Origin of the sequence: Microbacterium sorbitolivorans (genome assembly GCF_003327285.1) — a bacterium.
GTDB classification, from domain to species: Bacteria; Actinomycetota; Actinomycetes; order Actinomycetales; family Microbacteriaceae; genus Microbacterium; species Microbacterium sorbitolivorans.
Genome location: NZ_KZ848474.1, coordinates 614797 through 635068, shown reverse-complemented (window position 1 = coordinate 635068; position 20272 = coordinate 614797). Strand labels below are relative to the sequence as shown.

General features: G+C 67.9%; 16 protein-coding genes and 1 tRNA gene. 9 read left to right on the top strand and 8 right to left on the bottom strand.

Features of this window, described 5'->3' with window-relative positions:
* Window positions 1-56 precede the first annotated feature (56 nt).
* A tRNA-Arg gene (locus DTO57_RS08670) sits at window positions 57-129 on the bottom strand.
* An 83-nt stretch (window positions 130-212) separates the two neighbouring features.
* Window positions 213-773: an asparagine synthase gene (locus tag DTO57_RS08665; RefSeq protein ID WP_114117795.1), complete on the bottom strand. Its 561-nt coding sequence runs from the start codon at window positions 771-773 to the stop codon at window positions 213-215.
* A 108-nt stretch (window positions 774-881) separates the two neighbouring features.
* Here DTO57_RS08665 and DTO57_RS08660 point away from each other — a divergent pair, with 108 nt between their 5' ends.
* Genes DTO57_RS08660 through DTO57_RS08645 form a run of 4 tightly spaced genes read left to right on the top strand, consistent with a single transcriptional unit; the run spans window position 882 to window position 5404 of the window.
* Window positions 882-1910 carry an ABC transporter ATP-binding protein gene (locus tag DTO57_RS08660; protein ID WP_222843243.1) on the top strand — a complete coding sequence of 343 codons (1029 nt, stop codon included), beginning with the start codon at window positions 882-884 and terminating at the stop codon, window positions 1908-1910.
* A 16-nt stretch (window positions 1911-1926) separates the two neighbouring features.
* The gene (locus DTO57_RS08655) at window positions 1927-2997 is read left to right on the top strand and encodes an extracellular solute-binding protein (protein ID WP_114117793.1); all 1071 of its coding nucleotides are present in this window, start codon (window positions 1927-1929) and stop codon (window positions 2995-2997) included.
* Window positions 2994-4688 (top strand): ABC transporter permease, encoded by a 1695-nt coding sequence (locus DTO57_RS08650; protein ID WP_114117792.1) that lies wholly within the window; start codon window positions 2994-2996, stop codon window positions 4686-4688. The genes DTO57_RS08655 and DTO57_RS08650 overlap by 4 nt, the downstream gene beginning before the upstream one ends.
* Window positions 4685-5404: a metallophosphoesterase family protein gene (locus DTO57_RS08645; RefSeq protein ID WP_114117791.1), complete on the top strand. Its 720-nt coding sequence runs from the start codon at window positions 4685-4687 to the stop codon at window positions 5402-5404. The genes DTO57_RS08650 and DTO57_RS08645 overlap by 4 nt, the downstream gene beginning before the upstream one ends.
* Window positions 5405-5479: 75 nt before the next feature.
* Here DTO57_RS08645 and DTO57_RS08640 read toward each other — a convergent pair whose 3' ends face one another.
* Complete coding sequence (locus tag DTO57_RS08640; RefSeq protein WP_268235377.1) at window positions 5480-6958, bottom strand: glyceraldehyde-3-phosphate dehydrogenase; 1479 nt, start codon at window positions 6956-6958, stop codon at window positions 5480-5482.
* A gap of 195 nt (window positions 6959-7153) precedes the next feature.
* On the opposite strand from DTO57_RS08640, the gene DTO57_RS08635 reads away from it, so the two are divergent.
* Window positions 7154-8500 (top strand): MinD/ParA family ATP-binding protein, encoded by a 1347-nt coding sequence (locus tag DTO57_RS08635; protein WP_114117789.1) that lies wholly within the window; start codon window positions 7154-7156, stop codon window positions 8498-8500.
* Between the two features lie 117 nt (window positions 8501-8617).
* Here the strand turns inward: DTO57_RS08635 and DTO57_RS08630 are convergent, their stop codons facing one another.
* Window positions 8618-9631: a LacI family DNA-binding transcriptional regulator gene (locus DTO57_RS08630; RefSeq protein WP_114117788.1), complete on the bottom strand. Its 1014-nt coding sequence runs from the start codon at window positions 9629-9631 to the stop codon at window positions 8618-8620.
* Window positions 9628-10875, bottom strand: a complete 1248-nt coding sequence (locus DTO57_RS08625) for a Gfo/Idh/MocA family protein (protein ID WP_114117787.1) — start codon at window positions 10873-10875, stop codon at window positions 9628-9630. The genes DTO57_RS08630 and DTO57_RS08625 overlap by 4 nt, the downstream gene beginning before the upstream one ends.
* 158 nt (window positions 10876-11033) lie before the next feature.
* On the opposite strand from DTO57_RS08625, the gene DTO57_RS08620 reads away from it, so the two are divergent.
* The 4 genes from DTO57_RS08620 (at window position 11034) to DTO57_RS08605 (ending at window position 16463) form a co-directional block, all read left to right on the top strand.
* Entirely contained in the window at window positions 11034-11969 is a 936-nt protein-coding gene (locus DTO57_RS08620) for a carbohydrate ABC transporter permease (RefSeq protein ID WP_114117786.1), read from the top strand.
* Window positions 11970-11979: 10 nt separating this feature from the next.
* Window positions 11980-12900 carry a carbohydrate ABC transporter permease gene (locus DTO57_RS08615; protein ID WP_114117785.1) on the top strand — a complete coding sequence of 307 codons (921 nt, stop codon included), beginning with the start codon at window positions 11980-11982 and terminating at the stop codon, window positions 12898-12900.
* A 20-nt stretch (window positions 12901-12920) separates the two neighbouring features.
* Window positions 12921-14240 (top strand): ABC transporter substrate-binding protein, encoded by a 1320-nt coding sequence (locus DTO57_RS08610; RefSeq protein ID WP_114117784.1) that lies wholly within the window; start codon window positions 12921-12923, stop codon window positions 14238-14240.
* Window positions 14241-14303: 63 nt separating this feature from the next.
* Window positions 14304-16463: an alpha-galactosidase gene (locus DTO57_RS08605; RefSeq protein WP_114117888.1), complete on the top strand. Its 2160-nt coding sequence runs from the start codon at window positions 14304-14306 to the stop codon at window positions 16461-16463.
* 105 nt (window positions 16464-16568) lie between these two features.
* Here DTO57_RS08605 and DTO57_RS08600 read toward each other — a convergent pair whose 3' ends face one another.
* From DTO57_RS08600 to DTO57_RS08590, 3 genes are all read right to left on the bottom strand, one after another.
* The gene (locus DTO57_RS08600) at window positions 16569-19067 is read right to left on the bottom strand and encodes a DEAD/DEAH box helicase (RefSeq protein WP_114117783.1); all 2499 of its coding nucleotides are present in this window, start codon (window positions 19065-19067) and stop codon (window positions 16569-16571) included.
* 40 nt (window positions 19068-19107) lie between these two features.
* Window positions 19108-19443, bottom strand: coding sequence for a DUF898 family protein (locus DTO57_RS08595; RefSeq protein ID WP_114117782.1), 336 nt, complete (start codon window positions 19441-19443; stop codon window positions 19108-19110).
* Between the two features lie 168 nt (window positions 19444-19611).
* Complete coding sequence (locus DTO57_RS08590; protein ID WP_114117781.1) at window positions 19612-20256, bottom strand: YigZ family protein; 645 nt, start codon at window positions 20254-20256, stop codon at window positions 19612-19614.
* Window positions 20257-20272 lie beyond the last annotated feature (16 nt).

Here is a 20272-nt window from a genome sequence, read left to right as displayed (position 1 = left end):
ACGAAAACCCGCGGGATTCCGCGGGTTTTCGTTTTAGTTACTGTCTCAACACAGTGTGCGCCCGAAGGGACTCGAACCCCTAACCTTCTGATCCGTAGTCAGATGCTCTATCCATTGAGCTACGGGCGCCCGTTGCCGTGGCAACTCATATAACTTACCGCGATCCGCGGGGAAAAGCGAAATCGTTCCCCGCCGTCGGGCGTGTCTGAGCGTCAGCTGGAGCTATGCTTCTTTGCTCGCGCCTTCGTCTCACTCGAGAGCTTCTGCAGGTCGACGCTCATGAGCGCCTGCATGCGCGCCTCGCGCATCTTCTCGTAGTCGGGGTCGTCGTCGGGCCGCATGGCCTCGATGCGCAGGCGGTTGTCGATGTTGTTTTCGACATCGTGCCAGGCGGCGTCGCGCGCCTCCTCGACGATCTTGGTGATCTGTTCGTCGTCGACCGCGATGGCGCGCAGCTTCTTCGCGACGCCGGCGTACTGCTTGGCGCGGCGGCGCAGGTTGCGCACGTCGCGATCGCGGTAGTCGTGCGTGCCGTGGGGGTCGCTGTGCTTGCCCCAGGCCTTCGCGCGGGCCTTGCTCATCGTCGCGGCGGCCTCGTCCTGCTCCGAGGCGAGCGCCAGCAGCGCCTCCCGGGCGTCGCCACCGAAGACCTCGCGCGCAAAGTCGTCGCCGTCGACGATCGTGTCGACGAGGATGCGGTTCTTGACCTGGAGGCGCACGGCAGCGAGGGCGATCGATACGCCCTCGTCGACTGCGTCAGCGTTGCGCCACACGGCCCCTCCTCTTGGTCATGAATCAATCTTAGTGTCGCGCACCGCATTCACTTCGCGTTCATCGAATGAATGGAAACCGGTCACCCAAGTGGGGTTTCGTCGCCACACGTGACTTCTGCACTTCTCGACCCTGCAGGCGCCGCGACCTCCGTCGGCACGAGGATCGCCATTGATGGGCTCTCCCGCGTCTTCGGCGACGGCACGGGCCTGCAGCCCACGAGCATCGTCCTCGAGCCGGGCGAGTTCGTGAGCGTGCTCGGCCCCTCGGGCTGCGGAAAGTCGACCCTGCTGCGCTGCATCGCGGGCCTCGAGACCCCGCAGGCCGGATCCCTACGCTTCGACGACCGCGTCATCTTCGATGCCGCCGCCGGCGTCGACGTCCCCGCACGCAAGCGCCAGCTCGGCATGGTGTTTCAGGATCTCGCGCTGTGGCCGCACCTCAGCGCGTTCGAAAACGTCGCCTTTCCGCTACGCGTCGCCCGCGAACAGGGCGTCGCCGAGAAGGTCGACCGCGCCCTCGCGCTCGTCGGCCTGACCTCGTTCGGCGAGAAGATGCCCCACCAGCTGTCGGGCGGACAGCAGCAGCGCGTCGCCGTCGCCCGCGCCCTCGTGGCGCGCCCCGACGTGCTCCTCATGGACGAGCCGTTCTCGGCCCTCGACGCCGCCCTCAAGGTGCAGCTCCGCGAGGAGCTCTCGGATCTCGTGCGCGCCCTCGGTGTCACGACGATCTTCGTCACGCACGATCAGGAGGAGGCGATGAGCATCTCCGATCGCATCGTCGTTCTCGAGAGCGGATCCGTGCGGCAGGCGGCCTCGCCGCAGGAGGTCTACGAGACCCCCGCGGATCTCTTCGTCGCGAACTTCATCGGCACCTTCAACGCCCTCCCGCTCGGCCCCGTGTCGACGACCGGCCGCGTCGGCGTGCGCCCCGAGCGCGTGCGCGAGGGATCCGAGCCCGGCCGGATCCACATCGAGGCGACCGTCCTCTCGTCGACCTACCGCGGCGGATCCCACCACGTGCGCGCCGCCGTCGCCGGCGTCGACACCCCCTGGTCCTTTCCTTCCTTCCAGCCCCACAGCACGGGCGAAAAGGTCACCCTCAGCGTTCACGCCGACGACCTGATCTCCCTCCCTTAATTTCAAGGAAAACACCATGCTCCGTCGTACCCTGATCGCCGTTTCCGGCGTCGCCCTCGCCGCCGTCGCCCTCGCGGGTTGCGGATCCGTTGAAGAGACCACCTCCGCCTCGACGCCCGCCCCCGCGGCGGACGACTCGTCGCTCTTCTGGGAGGCCTCGGAGGGCCTCGAGGGCGAGGTCACCATCTACTCGGCCAACCCGCAGGGCCTGACCGACAACCTCGTCGCCGAGTTCGAGGCCGAGACGGGCGTCACCGTCAACGTCTTCGCCGGCGAGACGGGCAAGATCACCGCGAAACTCGACGCCGAGTGGGACAACCCGCAGGCCGACCTCGTCTACCTCGCCTCGTGGGCTCCGGCCGCGAAGTACGCCGACGCGGGCCGCACCCTCTCGTACCAGCCCTTCGGCTACGACACGATCATCCCCGAGTGGATCGGCCCGGACGACGCCTTCATCGGCCGCGACGGATCCGCCCTCACGCTCGTCGTCAACACGAACGTCATTGACGAGGTCCCGGCCGACTGGGCCGACCTGACGGAACCGGCCTACAAGGATCAGGTCATCATGCCCGACCCCCGCGAGTCGGGCACCGCCCGCGACCTCATCGCGGCGCTCGTCTCGTCGCAGGGCGAGGACGCGACGTGGGACCTTTTCGACGGCCTCTTCGAGAACGGCATGGTCGTGCAGGGCGCGAACGGCCCGGCTCTCGACGACGTGACCGCCGGATCCCACGGCGTCGTGTTCGGTGGCGTCGACTACTCGGCCTACTCGGCGATCGCCAAGGGCGAGTCGCTCGAGGTCGTGCTCCCCTCGTCGGGCACCACCGTCTCGCCGCGCCCCCTCTTCATCCTGAAGGACGCGCAGAACGTCGACAACGCGAAGGCGTTCGAAGACTTCATGTTCTCGCAGCAGGGCCAGGCCATCTCGTCCGCGGCCAACATGATCCCCTCGCAGTCCGAGGTCGCCGTCGCCGACGGCGCGAAGGCCCTGAGCGACATCACGCTGCTCGACTACACCCTCGACGACGTCGCCGCGAACGGCGCCGACGTGCTCGAGACCTTCGTCGAGCGCTACTTGAACTCGTGACCCTCAGCGTCACCAGGCCCGCCGCCCCGGCTCGTTCGGGGCGGCGGCGCCGCGTCGCGGGCTCGTCGCTCGGCCTCCTGCTGATCCTGCTCGTCGGCGTCGCTGCACCGCTCGTGGCGGTGCTCGTGCGCGCCGTCACCGGCTACGACGGCCAGCCATCCGCGCTAGGCGAGCTCGCGGATCCGGCGAACCTGCGGATCCTCACCAACACCGTCCTCCTCGGCGTGATGGTCGTCGCGTTCTCGACCCTGCTCGCGGCGCCGCTCGCGTTCGTCATGTCGTGGACGACGATGCGCGACCACCGCTGGATCGACGTCGCCATCATGATCCCGTTCATGACGCCGCCGTACGTCGCCTCGCTCGCCTGGCTCGACTTCACGCGCGTGAACGGACTCGCCGAGCAGCTCTTCGGATCCGTCGGCACCGCGATCAGCCGCGGCATCCAGACGCCCGCGGGCATGGCGCTCATCATGGCGTGCGAGGTGTTCCCCTTCCTCTACCTGATCCTGCGCAACCACCTCGACACGCTCCCGGCGAGCTCCGACGAGATGGCCCGCATCGCGGGTGCCTCCGCCTGGCAACGCTTCACGCGGATCCTCGCCCCGCTCACGTCGTCGAGCTTCTCGCTCGGAGCCCTGATCGTGTTCATCCGCGCGGCCGGCGAGTTCGGCGCGCCCGTCACGATCGGAAACCAGATCGGCTTCCCCGTCCTCGTGTCGAAGGTGTACGCCGACGTCACGATCGACCCGCTCGACTTCCCGAGCGCCGCCGCGTTCTCGAGCGTTCTGCTCGCCCTCGGCGTCACGGTGTGGGGCCTGCAGCAGTGGATCGGACGGAACCCCACCCCGTTCGGCGGCCGCGCCTCGCGCCGCACGACGGTCTCGCTCGGCCCCGCCCGCGTGGCCGGCTGGGCCTGGTTCGGCGTCGTCGCGCTGCTCGCGATCGTCATCCCCTACGTCTCGGTTGTGCTCGGTGCCATGACGATGCTGCGGTCGCAGTCGCTCTCGCTCAGCAACCTCACCTTCGACTACTTCGGCATCGTGTTGCGCCCGGGCGGCGGGCTCGAGGCGCTGCTCAACAGCGCCGGCTTCTCGCTCGTCTCGGCGACGCTCTCGACCGTGATCGGCGTCGCCGTCGCCCTCGTGATCGCGCGGCGCCGCACCGCGACCTCGCGTGTCATCGACATGCTCGCCGTCGCGCCCGACACCGTCCCGGCGATCGTTCTCGCGATCGGCTTCATCTTCTTCTGGAACGCCCGCTGGCTGCCGGCGACGCCCTACAACACGGGGTGGATGCTCGTCATCGCCTACACGATCATCTTCCTGCCGATGGTCGTGCAGAACGTGAAGTCGGCGCGCTCGGGCATCGACAACCGCCTCCTCGAGGCGGCCACGATGTCGGGCGCCGGGCCGTGGTCGAGCTTCCGCAGAATCACCCTGCCGTTGCTCGTCCCCGGCATCGTCTCGGGATGGCTCCTCGCCTTCCTGATCGGGATCCGCGAGGTGGTACTGTCGTCCCTCGTGCGCCCCGCGTCGATGGACCTGCTCTCGCCCTGGATCATCAGCGAGTTCGACCAGGGCCACCGCGCCGAGGCGATGGCAATGACCGTGATCGGCGTCGTCGGATCGACGATCGTGCTCGTCGTCATCGAGGCGTGGCGCCGGCGCCAGTCGGAGAAGCGCTTCGGATGATCCGCATCGCCCACGTCTCCGACCTGCACATCGGCGCCGAGCTCAAGGGCGCGGAGCTCTTCGACCCCGTCGAGGCGCCCTACGACGCGATCGAGGAGATGGTGGCCAGCATCGAGGACGGCGGATACGACGCGGTCATCATCGCGGGCGACGTGTACGACCGCGCCGCCGCCGGCAAGCGCCCCGTGCGCACCTTCCGGCGGATCCTCGAACGCTTCGAGGCCGCCGAGCTGCCGGTTGCGCTCATCTCGGGTAACCACGACGCGGAGGACAAGCTCTTCACCCGCACCGAGACGACGCCCAACACGTGGGTCGCGCGGGCGAAGGCCCCAACGACGCTCGTCTGGCACGACCTCGGCGTCGCGGTGCACGCGCAGTCGATCAAGGACCCGAACGAGCCGCGCGACCTCGCCGCCGGCTACCCCAAGCCCCTCGCGGGGCTGCGCAACATCGGCGTGCTGCACACGAGCCTCACGGGCGAGCACAGCCGCCGCGACATCGCGCCGACGACGCTCGAGGTGCTCGAGGCCAGGGGCTACGACTACTGGGCCCTCGGCCACGTGCACAACCGCATGCTCTTCGGCAACGCCGCCTACAGCGGCAGCCCCTACGGTCGCCGCAAGTCGGAGGCGGGGCCCCACGGCTACAACGAGGTGCGCCTGCGCTCCTCGGGCGTCAAGGTCGTGCCGGTCGACACGGCCCCGTTCACCTACTGAGGCGTGGGGGTGGAGGGGTGGGTCGCCAAGAAATGCCGCCTCGAGGCGGCATTTCTTGGCGACCCACCCCTTACTTCACACCAGCGCGGCCTCCGCGTGGACCGGCACGCGGTGCGGCAGGATCGCCGGGTGCACGCCCGCCATGCGCTCGAGCACCCGCACGACCTGGCCCGAGTAGCCGAACTCGTTGTCGTACCAGACGTAAAGAATCGCGCGGTTGTCGCCCGACGCGAGCGTCGCGAGCCCGTCGACGATGCCCGCCCGGTTCGTGCCCACGAAATCGCTCGAGACGGCGTCGGGGTTCTCGCTGAAATCGATCTGCTGGCGAAGCGGCGACGTCAGTGCCGTCTGACGCAGGTAGGCGTTGAGCTCGTCACGGGTCACGTCGCGACCCAGCTCGAGATTGAGGATCGCGAGCGACACGTTGGGCGTCGGCACCCGGATGGCGCTGCCCGTGAGCCGACCCTCGAGCTGCGGCAGCGCCTTCGCGACGGCCTTCGCCGCGCCCGTCTCGGTGATCACCATGTTGAGCGTCGCCGCGCGGCCGCGGCGCGCGCCCTTGTGGAAGTTATCGATGAGGTTCTGGTCGTTCGTGAACGAGTGCACCGTCTCGACGTGGCCCCGCTCGACACCGTAGGCCGCGTCGAGCGCCGCGAGCACGGGCGTGATCGCGTTGGTCGTGCACGAGGCCGCCGACACGATCGAGTCGTCCTCATCGATCCGGTCGCTGTTCACGCCGAAGACGATGTTCTTGATGTCGCCCTTGCCGGGCGCCGTCAGCAGCACGCGCGAGGCGCCCGGCGCGAGCAGGTGCCGCGAGAGGCCCTCCTCGTCGCGCCAGCGGCCGGTGTTGTCGACGACGATCGCGTCGTGGATCCCGTACCGCGTGTAGTCGACCGACGCCGGGTCGTCGGAGTAGATCACCTGGATCAGCGTGCCGTTCGCGAGGATCGTCTCGCGCTCGGCGTCGACCTCGATCGTGCCCGCGAAGGGCCCGTGCACGCTGTCGCGGCGCAGCAGTTCGGCGCGCTTCACGAGGTCGTCGGCGGATCCGCGGCGCACGACGATCGCGCGCAGGCGCAGCCCGTCGCCCGCCCCCTGGTGCGCGATGAGCAGCCGGGCGACGAGGCGCCCGATGCGGCCGAAACCGTAGAGCACGACGTCGGTCGGATCCGCGCGGGTCGCCTCGATCGCCTCCGCGAGCCGCTCACGGAGGAAGCCCGCGAGCGCGGCCGCATCCCAGGATCCGTTCTCGGCGTCGAACTCGCGCACGAGGCGTGCGACGTCGAGCGAGGCGGGCCCGCAGGGCACGCCCTCGAGCGCGGCGAGCATCGCGTACGTCTTTTCGGGATCCAGTATCTCGTCGCCCGTCTCGCGCGTGAAGCGATGCGCCTGCAGGATCTCGGCCGGCGAGCAGTTGATGATGCGGCGGCCGAGGAGGTTCGTCACGAGGCCATCCGCGCGGTAGAGCCGGCCGATCAGCGGGATCATCCGCTCCGCGATCTCCTCCTGCCGGTTCCATTCGATGCGGTTGGTGTCGTAGAGGGTGCTCACGCGATGGCTCTCTTCTTTGGGGGCAAGCGGAATACTTTCGACAATAGCGAAGGTAGTTTGCTCTTTAAGATCACACGCGATGGCAAGAATCATGTTTTTTGCGTAGAAGGTAAGACGCGCGACGTGGTCGCCACCGCGGTCATATTGCGACCGGATGGATAGGCTGGAAACTCCACACATGCCCGAAGGGACGCCATGCGCGACAGCTCTAACGACGACGGCCTCAATGCAACGATCCACCCCGACGGATCCGCAGTCCTCGTCGTCGACGAGACCCCCCACGCCATCTCGACGACCTCCGCAGAAGACGCGCGGCGCGAGATCGTGCACCTCACGGCGCAGATTGCCCGGCAGCTCGATACGCCCATCCGCGTGATCGTCACCGAGCCCGACGGAACCTGGCCGCTCGTCGTCGACGGCGACGAGCACGTCGAGTTCGCCGCCCCGGCCGGCGGATCCCCGAACGCGTACGGATCCGCGCCCGCGCGCCCCGCGGCGGCGGCACCGGCGGCACCGACCGAGCCCGCCCCGGCGCGCTCCGCGGCCGGCCCTGTTCGCGGATCCGCGAACCCGCGCCCCGCGCACGACGCCCGCGTCGTGCGGGCCGAGCGCGAGACGTTCCTGACGAGCGCGCACGACAACGACAACCGCGAGGATCCGGCGACGCGCGGCTTCCGCGGCGCGATGACCCGCATGGGCATCCGCATGGCGCCCGGCGCGGAGGAGCGCTCGGAGCGCACCGACCAGATGGACGTCGCACACCACTGGCCTGGCCCGCGCACGATCGCGGTCGTGAACGGTAAGGGCGGCAGCGGCAAGACGCCGACGACGATCCTGCTCGCGGCCGTTTTCGCGCGCTTCGGTGGCGCCGGCGTGCTCGCGTGGGACAACAACCAGACGCGCGGAACGCTCGGCTGGCGCACCGAGCAGGGCCCCCACGAGGCGACCCTGCACGACATGCTGGGCGCGTCGGACCACCTGCTGTCGGCGGACGCGCAGGCCGCTGACGTCGCCAACTTCGTACACCACCAGCGCCAGGACCGCTTCGACGTGCTGCGCTCGCAGCCCATCGCGCTCGCGTCGGAGCAGCGCGTGTCGGCCGAGGACGTCGACCGCATCTACTCGGTCGCGGCCCGCTACTACCGACTCGTGGTCATGGACTCGGGCAACGACGAGTCGGATCCGCTGTGGCAGCGCATGATCGACCACACCGACCAGCTCGTCGTCGCGACGACGACGCGCGACGAGCACGCCGAGGCCGGCGCCCTGCTGCTCGACGCCCTCACCGAGCGCGACGAGCGCTCGGCGGCGCTGGCGCGCAACGCGGTCGCGGTCGTGAGCCAGGCCGACCAGCGCTCGACGGCATCCGAGGTGCGCCGCATCGTCGACGGGTACAAGCAGCTGACGCGCGACGTCGTGCAGGTTCCCTTCGACCCGGCGATGATCGACGGACACCTGCACTACAGCGCGCTGCGCCCCGCGACCCAGCGTGCCTGGCTCGCGGCCGCGGCGTCGGTGGCGCGGGGCTTCCAGGGCGCCTAACCCCTAACTCTGCAATTCTCCGCGCGGTCATCTGTGATTCGCAGATGAACGCGCGGAGAATTGATGATCTGTTAGAGGCGCACGACCTCGGTCACCCGCAGCACGGCCTCGCCCTCGTCAGCACCCGCAGGACGCACCGATAACGAGCGACGCGGTCATGATGCGGTTCCTCATCTGGCTTGAGGTGTCGAGGAGGGCGTCGACGGCTGCCTCCGCCATCTCAGCAACGGGCTGCGCGACGCTCGTCAGCGTCGGCCAGCTGTAGACCGCGTCGATCGATCCGTCGAACGACACGATCGCGAGGTCTTCGGGCACCCGGATGCCGGCCTCGTGTGCCGCTTTGAGGACGCCCCGCGCCATCTGATCCGAGCTCACAAAAAGCGCCGGCGGCACATCGCCCGACCGCATCAGCCAGCGCATCGCCTCGTATCCGCCGTCGGGAGAGAACTCGCCGCGGCCGATCGGCCCCGGCGGCAGGGCGAGCCGCTCGAGCGTGCGTCGCCATCCCGTCTCGCGGCCGTCCTCCTCTGTGCCCGTCGCGCGCCCCACGACGAGACCGATCCTCTCGTGCCCGTGACCGACGAGGTGCTCGACAGCGATGCGTGCGCCGTCGACCAGATCGGGACCGACCGCGTCGCGCGATGGCGATGCGGCGCTGTGGTTGAGCAAGACGATCGGGATCCCCTGCAGATCGACATCGCGCAGATCCGGATCGTGTGTCGAGCTACAGAGGAAAATGCCGTCGACGAGCCGCGCCGAGAGGTACTCGAGGTGACGCCGCTCGGCGGCGAGCGACCCGTCCGCGTTGGCGGTCAGTAACGCATACCCGCGCTTCGCGGCCGCGAGCTCGACCTCGTGCGCGAGGTGGGAGAAGTACGGGTTCATCACGCTCGGCACGATCATGCCGAGCGTCTCCGTCGAGCCGAGCCGTAGCGCGCGGGCGGACGGATTCGGTCGGTATCCGAGCCGCGCGACGGCGTCGCGCACGCGCGCCTCGGTGTCGGGACCGACGCGCTTGGTGCCGTTGACGACGTAGCTAACCACCGCGGGGCTCACCCCGGCGAGCCGCGCGACATCGCTACGGGTCGCACGGCCGGACGGCGCCTGTGGTGGACTGGACACGAATGTCATTCTAGGTTCGCGAGCGGTGCCTCCGTCGCAATCGCTTCCGAGCTGGGAGCATCGCCGAGATCGGGGATCTCGAGCCGCTCTCCTCCGCGGAGCGCCGATTGATGCGCGATAATGCCTGGCAGCGTGTACCGCGCCGCCTCCCAGGCATGGACGGGCGGCAGCGTGCGCGTCGCCACCGCACGAGCAAAGTCGTCGACGAGGAAGTGGTGGCTGCCCTCGTGGCCGCTCGGGAGCCGTCGGAGCTCCTCCGGGAGCCGCGAGGCGTCGTGCACGGGCGCGAGCCCGGAGATGAACGCGTCCCGCAGGGCGGGATCCACGCCCGCCAGCGACGGGTCGTCGGGAGACATGGTCGGCTTCGTCTCCAACTTGTCGCTGACGTCCTCGTACCCTTCCTTGTTCTGCCAGACGGCAGCGTGTACGAGCTGTTCGAAACTCCCCTCCGTGCCGAAGTAGCGGAACCGCGACTCGCGGAGGTGTGACGGATAGCCGATGCGACGGAACTCGTTGATGCGCATGCTGCCGCCGCCGTCGAGCTCGAACAGAGCCGTCGCGTTGGAGAAATCGTTGTCGAACATGCTGATCTCCCGGTCAAAGACGCCGTCGCCGCGCTCGTCGCGCACGCCGATACAGCTCACGCTGGTCGCACGGCCACCGATCGCACCGAGCACGCCGCCGACCGAGTGGGTCGGGTAAAGCATCGGAGGGTAACTCGCGGTGCGCTTCCACTCCTCACCACCCGAATACTGGTATGCGGCATAGAAGCCGAGGTCCATGTCGTGCACATAATCGCCCTCGGCGTAGAAGATCCGCCCGAAGGATCCGTCGCGCCGACGCGCGCGAGCGTAGACGGTCGCCGGGTTGTAGTAGCTCGTCTCGCCCATCATGTAGGTCAGACCCGTCGCGCGGACCGCGTCGATGATCGCGCGGATCTCCTCCTCGGAGATCGCCATCGGAACGGCCGAGTAGACGTGCTTGCCCGCTTCGAGCGCGCGCACGACGAGGGGGCCGTGCGTCCAGCGCTGCGTGAAGATCGCGACGGCGTCGACGTCGCTGGCGAGCATCTCGTCGAAGCTCTCCATGGTTCCATCGAGTCGCTCTCGCTCGGCGAGCTCGCGTGCGCGCTCGGGTACGACATCGGTTACCCACACGCTCGAGACGAGCGGGTGGGCGCGGAAGAGCTTCGCGAACTGGCCGGAGAACTGTCCCGCGCCGACGATGCCTAGGGAGAAGGTCGTGAATGTCATACGCGGCAGTTTGTCACGGCTAGTTACACGAGTCAAGCATCATACTTTGCGTTAAATTCATCGATTAATCAGAGCTTATTTCACTACTTGTGCCAGAGTGGTGACTCGTGTAACTTAACGGTCATCCACCGACCATCGCATCACGACGGAGTATGAAGATGGCAACTACGACGATCGTCGTGGGCCGCGCTCGCGCACAGCGCGACGGCGGCGCACGACTCAGACGAGACCGGAGCGACTTCAAGGTCGCGCTGTTCTTCATCGCCCCCGCGTTCGTGGGGCTCATCGCGTTCTACGTCTTCCCCACGTTGCGCGGCCTCTACCTCAGCTTCACCGAGTACAGCATCCTCGGCTCCCCCGAGTGGGTCGGCACCGACAACTACGAGCGGCTCTTCGCGGATCCGCTGTTCTGGAACGCCCTCGTCGTCACTCTTCAGTACGTGTTCATCAACATCGTGCTGCAGACGACGCTCGCCCTCGGCCTCGCGCTGCTCATGCACCGCGTCGCCAGATCGACCTTGGTCCGCGGCATGCTCCTCATGCCCTACCTGATGGCCAACGTCATCGCGGCACTGCTGTGGTTCTGGATGCTCGACTACAACATCGGCATCGTCAACCAGGTCATCGACTGGCTCGGCATGCCCCGCGTCGCCTTCTTCGGGTCGCAGGAGTGGGCGATCCCGACCCAGGCCGTCATCAACACCTGGCGGCACATGGGCTACGTCGCGCTTCTCATCTTCGCCGGCCTGCAATCGATCCCGAACACCGTGTACGAGGCCGCGAGCCTCGACGGCGCGAATCCGTTCCAACAGTTCAGCCGTATCACGCTGCCCCTGCTGCGTCCGGTCCTCGCGCTCGTCCTCATCCTCACGATGACGGGGTCGTTCCAGGTGTTCGACACCGTCGCGGTCACGACGCAGGGCGGCCCCGTCAACGCGAGCCGCGTGCTGCAGTACTACATCTGGCAGAAGGCGTTCTCCGAGCAGGAGTTCGGATACGGATCCGCCATCGCCGTCATCCTCTTCCTCATCCTCGCCGCCGTCGCATTCATCCAGATGCGGGTGCTTCGCGGCAACGAGTCGGATCTGGCCTAAGGAGCTCCCGATGTCTGAAACCCGCGCTCTCGTCACCGGCTCCCGACGCCGCCCCCGCCGCTTCTCCCCGCGACAGATCGTCCCTTGGACTCTGCTCGTCCTCGCGATCGCCGTCAGTGTGCTTCCGTTCTACTGGGTACTGCGCACGGCGCTCTCGACGAACGGCGCCCTCGCAGCGAACTCAGCGAGCCTCCTCCCCGCCGACTTCAACGTCGGATCCTTCCTGCGCGTGTTCGGCCTCCAGTCGCCGGCCGAGGCGCTCGCAGAGGGCGGATCCGGTGCGTCGATCAACTTCTGGATCTACCTGCGAAACTCGGCGATCTTCGCGACCGTGACGACCGCATCCGCCGTGTTCTTCAGCTCCATGGCGGCGTATGCGTTCTCGCGCCTCAGGTGGCGCGGGCGCGACAAGGTCTTCGGCTTGTTCCTCGCGACGGTGCTGGTCCCGCCAATCTTCACGGCACTGCCGAACTTCCTCCTCGTACGCAACCTCGGCCTGCTCAACACCATGACGGGTCTCGTACTGCCGTTCCTGTTCATGACGCCCTTCGCGATCTTCTTCATGCGACAGTTCTTCCTGAGCATGTCGCGCGAGGTCGAAGAGGCCGCGATGCTCGACGGCGCGCGTCATTGGCGGATCTTCTTCCAGATCGTCCTCCCGAATGCCGCGGCCCCGCTCGCGACGCTCGCGCTGCTCACGTTCATGACGCAGTGGAACGAGTACTTCTGGCCGCTCCTCGTAGCGTCCGACGACAGCACCCGCGTGCTCACCGTCGGGCTCGGCGTCTTCAAATCTCAGTCCCCGCAGGGCGCGCCCGACTGGTCCGGCCTCATGGCCGCAACGCTGGTATCCGCCTTGCCCGTCCTGATCCTCTTCGCCATCTTCGGCAAGCGGATCGTCAACTCCATCGGATTCAACGGCACCAAGTGATGCCCGAAAGGAAGAACATCATGAAGAAGACACTCGGAGCGACGGTGCTCCTCGGAGCTTCGGCCCTCGCCCTCACGGCATGCGGCGGCGGGTCGGGCGGCGACGAGGGCGTCGTCGACTACTGGCTGTGGGACGCGAACCAGCTGCCCGCCTATCAGCAGTGTGCGGACGACTTCAACGCCTCGCAGGAAGACGTCACCGTCAAGGTCACGCAGACCGGCTGGGACGACTACTGGAGCAAGATCACGAATGGAATGGCCGCCGGGACCGCACCCGACGTGTTCACCGATCACCTCAGCAAGTACCCCGACTTCGTCAAGACCGAGCAGCTTCTCTCGCTCGACGAACTGGACGCCGACACATCGATCTACAACGACGGTCTTGCGGACCTCTGGGTGGGCCAGGACGGTAGCCGCTACGGTCTACCGAAGGACTGGGACACCGTCGCGCTGTTCTACAACAAGGAGATGGTCGCCGACGCCGGGCTCACCCAGGAGGACATGGCGAGCCTCGACTGGAACCCCGACGACGGCGGATCCTACGAGAAGGTCATCGCCCGCCTCACCGTCGACGAGAACGGCGTGCGCGGCGACGAGGCGGGCTTCGACAAGGACAACGTGGCCGTGTACGGCCTCGGCCTCAACGGCTCCGGCGAAGGCATGGGCCAGACCGAGTGGTCGTTCCTCACCGCCACGCTCGGCTGGACCCACACCGACCAGAACCCGTGGGGCACCCACTACAACTACGACCAGCCCGAGTTCCAGGAGACCTTCGAGTGGTGGGCGTCGCTCGCCGAGAAGGGCTACATGCCGCCGCTCGAGACGACGATCGGCGCGTCGATGGCCGACAACTTCGGTGCCGGCAAGAACGCGATCAACACCAACGGATCCTGGATGATCGGCCAGTACGCGGGTTACGAGGGCATCGATCTCGGCATCGCGCCGACACCCGTCGGCCCATCGGGCGAGCGCGCCTCGATGTTCAACGGCCTCGCCGACTCGATCTGGGCCGGCACCGAGAACCCCGAGGGGTCGCTCGCGTGGGTCGAGTACCTCGCCTCAACCGCCTGCCAGGACGTCGTCGCGGGGCACGCGGTCGTGTTCCCGGCGATCACGAGTTCGAGCGAGCTCGCGGCACAGGCCTTCGCCGAGAAGGGCGTCGACGTGTCGGCGTTCACGACCCACATCGACGACGGCACGACGTTCCTGTTCCCCATCGCCGAGAACGCCGCGAAGGTGGTCGGCATCATGAAGCCGGCATCGGATGCCGTGCTCACGGGCGACTCCCCCGCGAGCTCGTTCGACGACGCGAACGACCAGGTTAACGCCCTCTTCGAATGATCCCCGATGGGTGGCGCGGACCTCGTCCGCGCCACCCATCTCACCCGCCACGAAAGCGAGACCATGACCCCTCTCCACCTGCGCGCCGCCGGCGTCAGCGTCCTCGTCGCTGTCCACACGGGCGAGGCCGAGATCGTCCACTGGGGTGCCGACCTCGGCGACGATCTTCCCGCCCTGGATGCCCTCGCGGATCCCGTCGCCCACTCAGCCTTCGACGTCCCCGTCGTCGCCGGCATCGTGCCACAGGCATCGTCAGGCTGGCTCGGCCGCCCCGGCCTCCGAGGCAGCCGCGTCATCGACGGTCGCGCCGGGCGCGACTTCTCGCCCGCGCTACGTGTGACGTCGGCGGCGTGCGACGGCAGCACCGCCGAGATCGTACAGGCCGACGAGGCTGCAGGCATCGAAGTCACGTCACGCCTCACCCTGCATCCGTCGGGTCTGCTGGAGACACGCAACCAACTGCGCAACATCGGGGCCGCGCCGTACCAGCTCGACGAGCTCGCGGTCGCGCTGCCGGTGCCGAACGACGCGGCGGAGCTGCTCGATCTCACGGGACGCTGGTGCCGTGAGAACCATCCACAACGAAATGACATCCGTCGCGGGACGTGGGTGCGCTCGGGACGCCACGGACGCACGGGACACGATTCGTCGATCCTCGTCGCGGCAGGCTCCGCGGGCTTCGCCAATCGCACGGGGCGCGTCTGGGCGACACACCTCGCATGGTCGGGCAACCACGAGCAATTCTTCGACGCGCTCTCAGACGGACGCCACATGACCGGTGCCGCCGAGCTGCTCGGATCCGGCGAGGTGGTACTCGAGCCGGGCGAGGTGTACGAGACACCGTCGCTGTTCGCCGCGTTCTCGTCAGACGGGCTCGACGGTGCGACCGCGCGTTTCCACGACTGGATCCGCTCCCGTCCGCATCACGTCGCGGTCTCCGGAGACCGGCCGCGCCCCGTGATCCTCAACACGTGGGAGGCGGTGTACTTCGATCACCGGATCGAGCCGCTCATCGAGCTCGCGGAAGAGGCCGCCGACATCGGCGTCGAGCGCTTCGTGCTGGACGACGGCTGGTTCCGTGGCCGCACCGATGACCGCGCCGGCCTCGGCGACTGGTACGTCGACGAGGAGCGGTGGCCGGACGGCCTCACGCCCCTCATCGATGCCGTCACCTCGCGCGGTATGGAGTTCGGTCTCTGGGTCGAGCCCGAGATGATCAACCTCGATTCGGATGCGGCCCGCGCCCACCCGGAGTGGATCGTGGGACCGGATCGGCCGGATGGTCGTCGTCCACTCGAATGGCGGCATCAGCACATCATCGATCTCGTCGACCCGGCCGCGTGGCAGTACGTGTACGACCGGATCGACGCGCTCCTGCGCGAGAACGAGATCTCGTACCTGAAATGGGATCAAAATCGCGACCTGCCCGAGCATGGGCACGACGGGCGGCCGTCGACGCACGCGCAGACACGTGCCGCGTATCGGCTGTTCGCCGCGCTGAAGGAGGCGCACCCGAAGGTCGAGATCGAATCGTGCTCGTCGGGCGGTGCCCGCGCGGATCTCGGCGTGCTCGCGCACACCGATCGCGTGTGGGCTTCCGACTGCAACGACGCGCTCGAGCGGCAGACGATTCAGCGCTGGACGGGTGCCGTGCTGCCGCCGGAGCTCGTCGGTTCGCATGTCGGCCCCACGCACGCACACACGACGGGGCGCACGCACGACATCACGTTCCGTGTGATCACGGCGTTGTTCGGGCATTTCGGGATCGAGTGGGACATCCGCAAGGCGACCGCGCACGAGCGCGAGATCCTGCAACGCGGGATCCAGCTATACAAGCGGTTCCGGGGGCTCATACACTCCGGACGACGCGTGCACGCCGACGTCACCGAGCCGGCCCTCGCCGTGCATGGCGTCGTGGGCAACGACGAGGCGCTGTTCGCGGCGGTCATGCTGCGGTCACCCGTCGCCGAGATCCCCGGGCGTGTGCGGCTGCCCGGTCTGGACCCAGAACGCCGGTATCGCCTCGCCCCGCTCCTACCGACGACCGCGGACTTCCCGCGCACGACGGAGGGCGACGCCGAGAGCCCGTTCGTGCAGATCACGGGCCCGGCCTGGTTCGACGCCGGATTCGAGGCGACGGGACGCTTCCTGTCCGAGGTAGGCGTTCCCCTGCCCGTACTGCGCCCCGAACACGCGGTGCTCCTGCACGCCGAGGCAATTTAATCCGGGCCGGGCGGTGTAGTCCCGGATTCCCGGCACCTTAACTCCACTTTTCTCCCACAATTCTCCCCTCGTGGGCGTAGGAATTGTGGGAGAAAAGTGGAGCCGTTAGAGGCGCACGACCTCGGTCACGCGCAGGACGGCCTCGCCCTCGTCGGCTGACGCCTCGAGGTCGACCTCCGCGCGGATCCGCCAATCGTGGTTACCGGCGGGGTCGTCGATCGTCTGCTCGACGCGCCACACGTCGCGGCCCTCGGTGATCTCGCACAGCTGCGGCGAGCGCGCCGCGGCACCCGTGAGGATGTCTTCGTGCTCGTCGTAGTAGTCGTCGAGCGCGCCGGGCCAATCGGCGTCCGGATCCAGCTGCTCGAGCTCGTCGTCGTTCTCAAGCGCGGCGAGCTGCACGCGGCGGAACATCGCGTTGCGCACCAGCACCGTGAAGGCGCGCTTGTTCATGACGACCGACGGCGGCGCGGGCGGCACGACGGGCGTTCCGTCGTCGTCGAGGCCCGCCATGAGTGTCTCCCACTCGTCGACGAGGCTCGAGTCGACCTGTCGCACCATCTCGCCGAGCCACTCGACGATGTCGTCGAGCTCGGGCGTGCGCGCCTCCGGCGGCACCGTCTGGCGGATCGTGCGGTAGGCGTCGGACAGGTAGCGCAGCACGAGGCCCTCGCTCCGGCCCAGCTGGTACCACTGCACGAACTCGGCGAAGCTCATCGCGCGCTCGTACATGTCGCGGACGACCGACTTCGGCGCGAGGGCGAAGTCGCGGATCCACGGCTGCGAGCTCGCGAAGGTCTCGTATGCCTGCGTGAGCAGCTCTTCGAGCGGCTTCGGGTGCGTGATCGCCTCGAGCAGCTCCATGCGCTCGTCGTACTCGATGCCATCGCGCTTCATGGCCCCGACCGCCTCGCCACGCGCCTTGAACTGCTGCTGGCTGAGGATCTGGCGCGGGTCGTCGAGCGTCGACTCGATGACGCTGACGACGTCGAGCGCGTAGTGGCCGGTTCCGGCTCCGCCCTCGCCGTCTTCCGGATCCAAGAGCTCGAGCGCCGCGAGCGCGAAGGGGGACAGCGGCTGGTTAAGCGCGAAGTTCGGCTGCAGGTCGAGGAAGAGGCGGATCTCGCCCGCGGGCGTCACCTCGATCAGCTCGGCGTCGCGCAGGGTGCGGAAGATCGCGAGGGCACGGCGGGCGAGCGCGTACTGCTCCTTCTTCGGCTGGTGGTTGTCGAAGACGAGCGAGCGCACATTCTCGAACACGTCGCCGCCGCGGGCGATGATGTTGATGAGCATGGCCGACGTCATCTGCATGCGCGGGCTGAGCGCCTCGGGCTCGGCGGCGATGATGTTCTCGAAGCTCTGCTCGCTCCAGCTGACAAAGCCCTTCGGCGCCTGCTTCTTCTTGACTTTCTTGAGCTTCTTCGGGTCGTCGCCCGCCTTCGCGAGCGCCTGCGCGTTCTCGATCTCGTGCTCGGGCGCGAGCACGACGACGTTGCCGTAGGGGTCGTAGCCGGCGCGGCCCGCGCGGCCCGCGATCTGGTGAAACTCGCGCGCGCCGAGCCGCCGCATCCGGGATCCGTCGTACTTCGAGAGCTCCGTGATGAGGACGGTGCGGATCGGCACGTTGATGCCGACGCCCAGGGTGTCGGTGCCGCAGATGACGCGCAGCAGCCCTTTCTGGGCGAGCGTCTCGACGAGGCGGCGGTAGCGCGGCAGCATGCCCGCGTGGTGCACGCCGATACCCGCACGCACGAGGCGCGAGAGAGTCTTGCCGAAGTTGGTCGTGAAGCGGAAGTCGCCGAGCGCCGCGGCGATCTCGTCGCGCTGCTCGCGGGTCGTGATGTTGATGCTCGCGAGCGCCTGGGCGCGCTCCATGGCCGCGGCCTGGCTGAAGTGCACGACGTAGACGGGCACCTCCCTGTCCTGTAGCAGCTCCTCGACGACCTCGTGGGCGGGCTTCTTCTCGTAGCTGAAGTGCAGCGGAACGGGGCGCTCGGCGCCCGCCACGAGGCTCGTCGTTCGGCCGGTGCGGCGCGTGAGGTCGTCCTGGATATCCGTGGTGTCGCCGAGGGTCGCCGACATCAGCAGGAACTGCGCCCGCGGCAGAAGAAGCAGCGGGATCTGCCAGGCCCAGCCGCGGTCGCGGTCGCCGTAGTAGTGGAACTCGTCCATGACGACCTGGTCGACGTCGGCGTCCTCACCCTCGCGCAGGGCGAGGTTCGCGAGGATCTCGGCCGTGCAGCAGACGATCGGGGCGTCGGAGTTGACCGAGCTATCGCCCGTGACCATGCCGACGTTCTCGGCGCCGAACGTTTCGACGAGCGAGAAGAACTTCTCGCTCACGAGCGCCTTGATGGGCGCGGTGTAATAGGTGCGCCCGCCGCGGCCGATCGCGATGGCGTGCGCCGCAAGCGCGACGAGCGACTTGCCCGTGCCCGTGGGGGTCGCGAGGATCACGTTATTGCCGGCCGCGAGCTCCATCGCCGCCTCGTCCTGCGCCGGGTACAGCGAGATTCCCTGATCCGTCGCCCACTCGAGGAAGGCGTCGTAAAGGGCATCGGCATCGTCACCGGCCGACTGTGCGGCCTCAAGGAGAGAAGACATCACCCCCAGTCTGCCGCACGGGGCTGACCCGCGCCCGGGATCAGGAGGTGGGGTCGAGCTCCTGGTGCTCGACGATCCACTTCTGCAGGCGCGGGTAGACCCAGAAGCTATAGATGCCGAGCGTCACGATGCAGAGCAGGAACCACTTGATCCACATCCCGAACAGCCCGACCGCGGATCCGGTGAACCGCAGGCGCTGCCCGTTGATCCAGGTGTGCTTGGTCTTCCAGCGGTACGTCATGACGACCGCCCACGGATAGCAAATGCCGAGCGTCAACACCGTGACGAGAAACCCGCCGATGCCGACGCCGAGCCACCCGGCGGCGCCGCCGGTGAAACCGAACTGCAGGTATGGCAGGCGCTGGTTGTAGTTCATCGTGCTCCCCCTATTTCTTAGACGGTGTTGAGCATATCGGTATCGGGTAGCGGGCTCCGGTCGCCCAACCTGTCGTTCTTCCCGGGGCGGAGCGGCACCCCGTCGCTCAGGTCGCCCAGAATGCGCTTCGGGCGGCCCCGGAAGAGCAGATTGCGCGACCGGAAGCGGTCACGCAGCGATGTCGACCACGCGGGTCTCACCGAAAACTGGCGCGAGGGATCCCTGCGACCACGTCGCGACATCGGCCGTCAGGGCCGCGAGCTGGTCGGCGGGGATCCACGCCTCGAACACCGCGTGTTGGCCGTAGGCCGTCTCGCCGAGGGTCGCGTCATGGTGGGTGACCCACTCGCGCAACAGGTTTTCGAAGCGCCCCGCGTCGGCGTGGGCCACCTCGATCGTTGCCTGCGTGAGCGAGCGGCGGTAGACGAGCTGCGCGTGGTCGAGCGCCTCCGACACGGCATTGCCGTATGCGCGCACAAGCCCACCGGCGCCCAGCTTGATCCCCCCGAAATAGCGCGTAACGACCGCGACGAGGTCGGTCATGCCGCGGCGCTTCAGCACCTCCATCATCGGAACTCCGGCGGTGCCCGACGGCTCACCATCATCCGATGAGCGAGCCTGGTCACCCGTCGCCCCGGTGATCATCGCGACACAGTTGTGTCGCGCGTCCCAGAACCGTTTACGGATCTCGGCGATGAACTCGTCCGCTTCCGCGACGGATCCGACCGGCTCGAGGTGCGTGATGAAACGCGACTTCTTGATCTCAATCTCGTGCTCCACGCGGCGGGCGATCGTCGCGGGATAGTCGGCCATCTCCCCAGGGTATCGA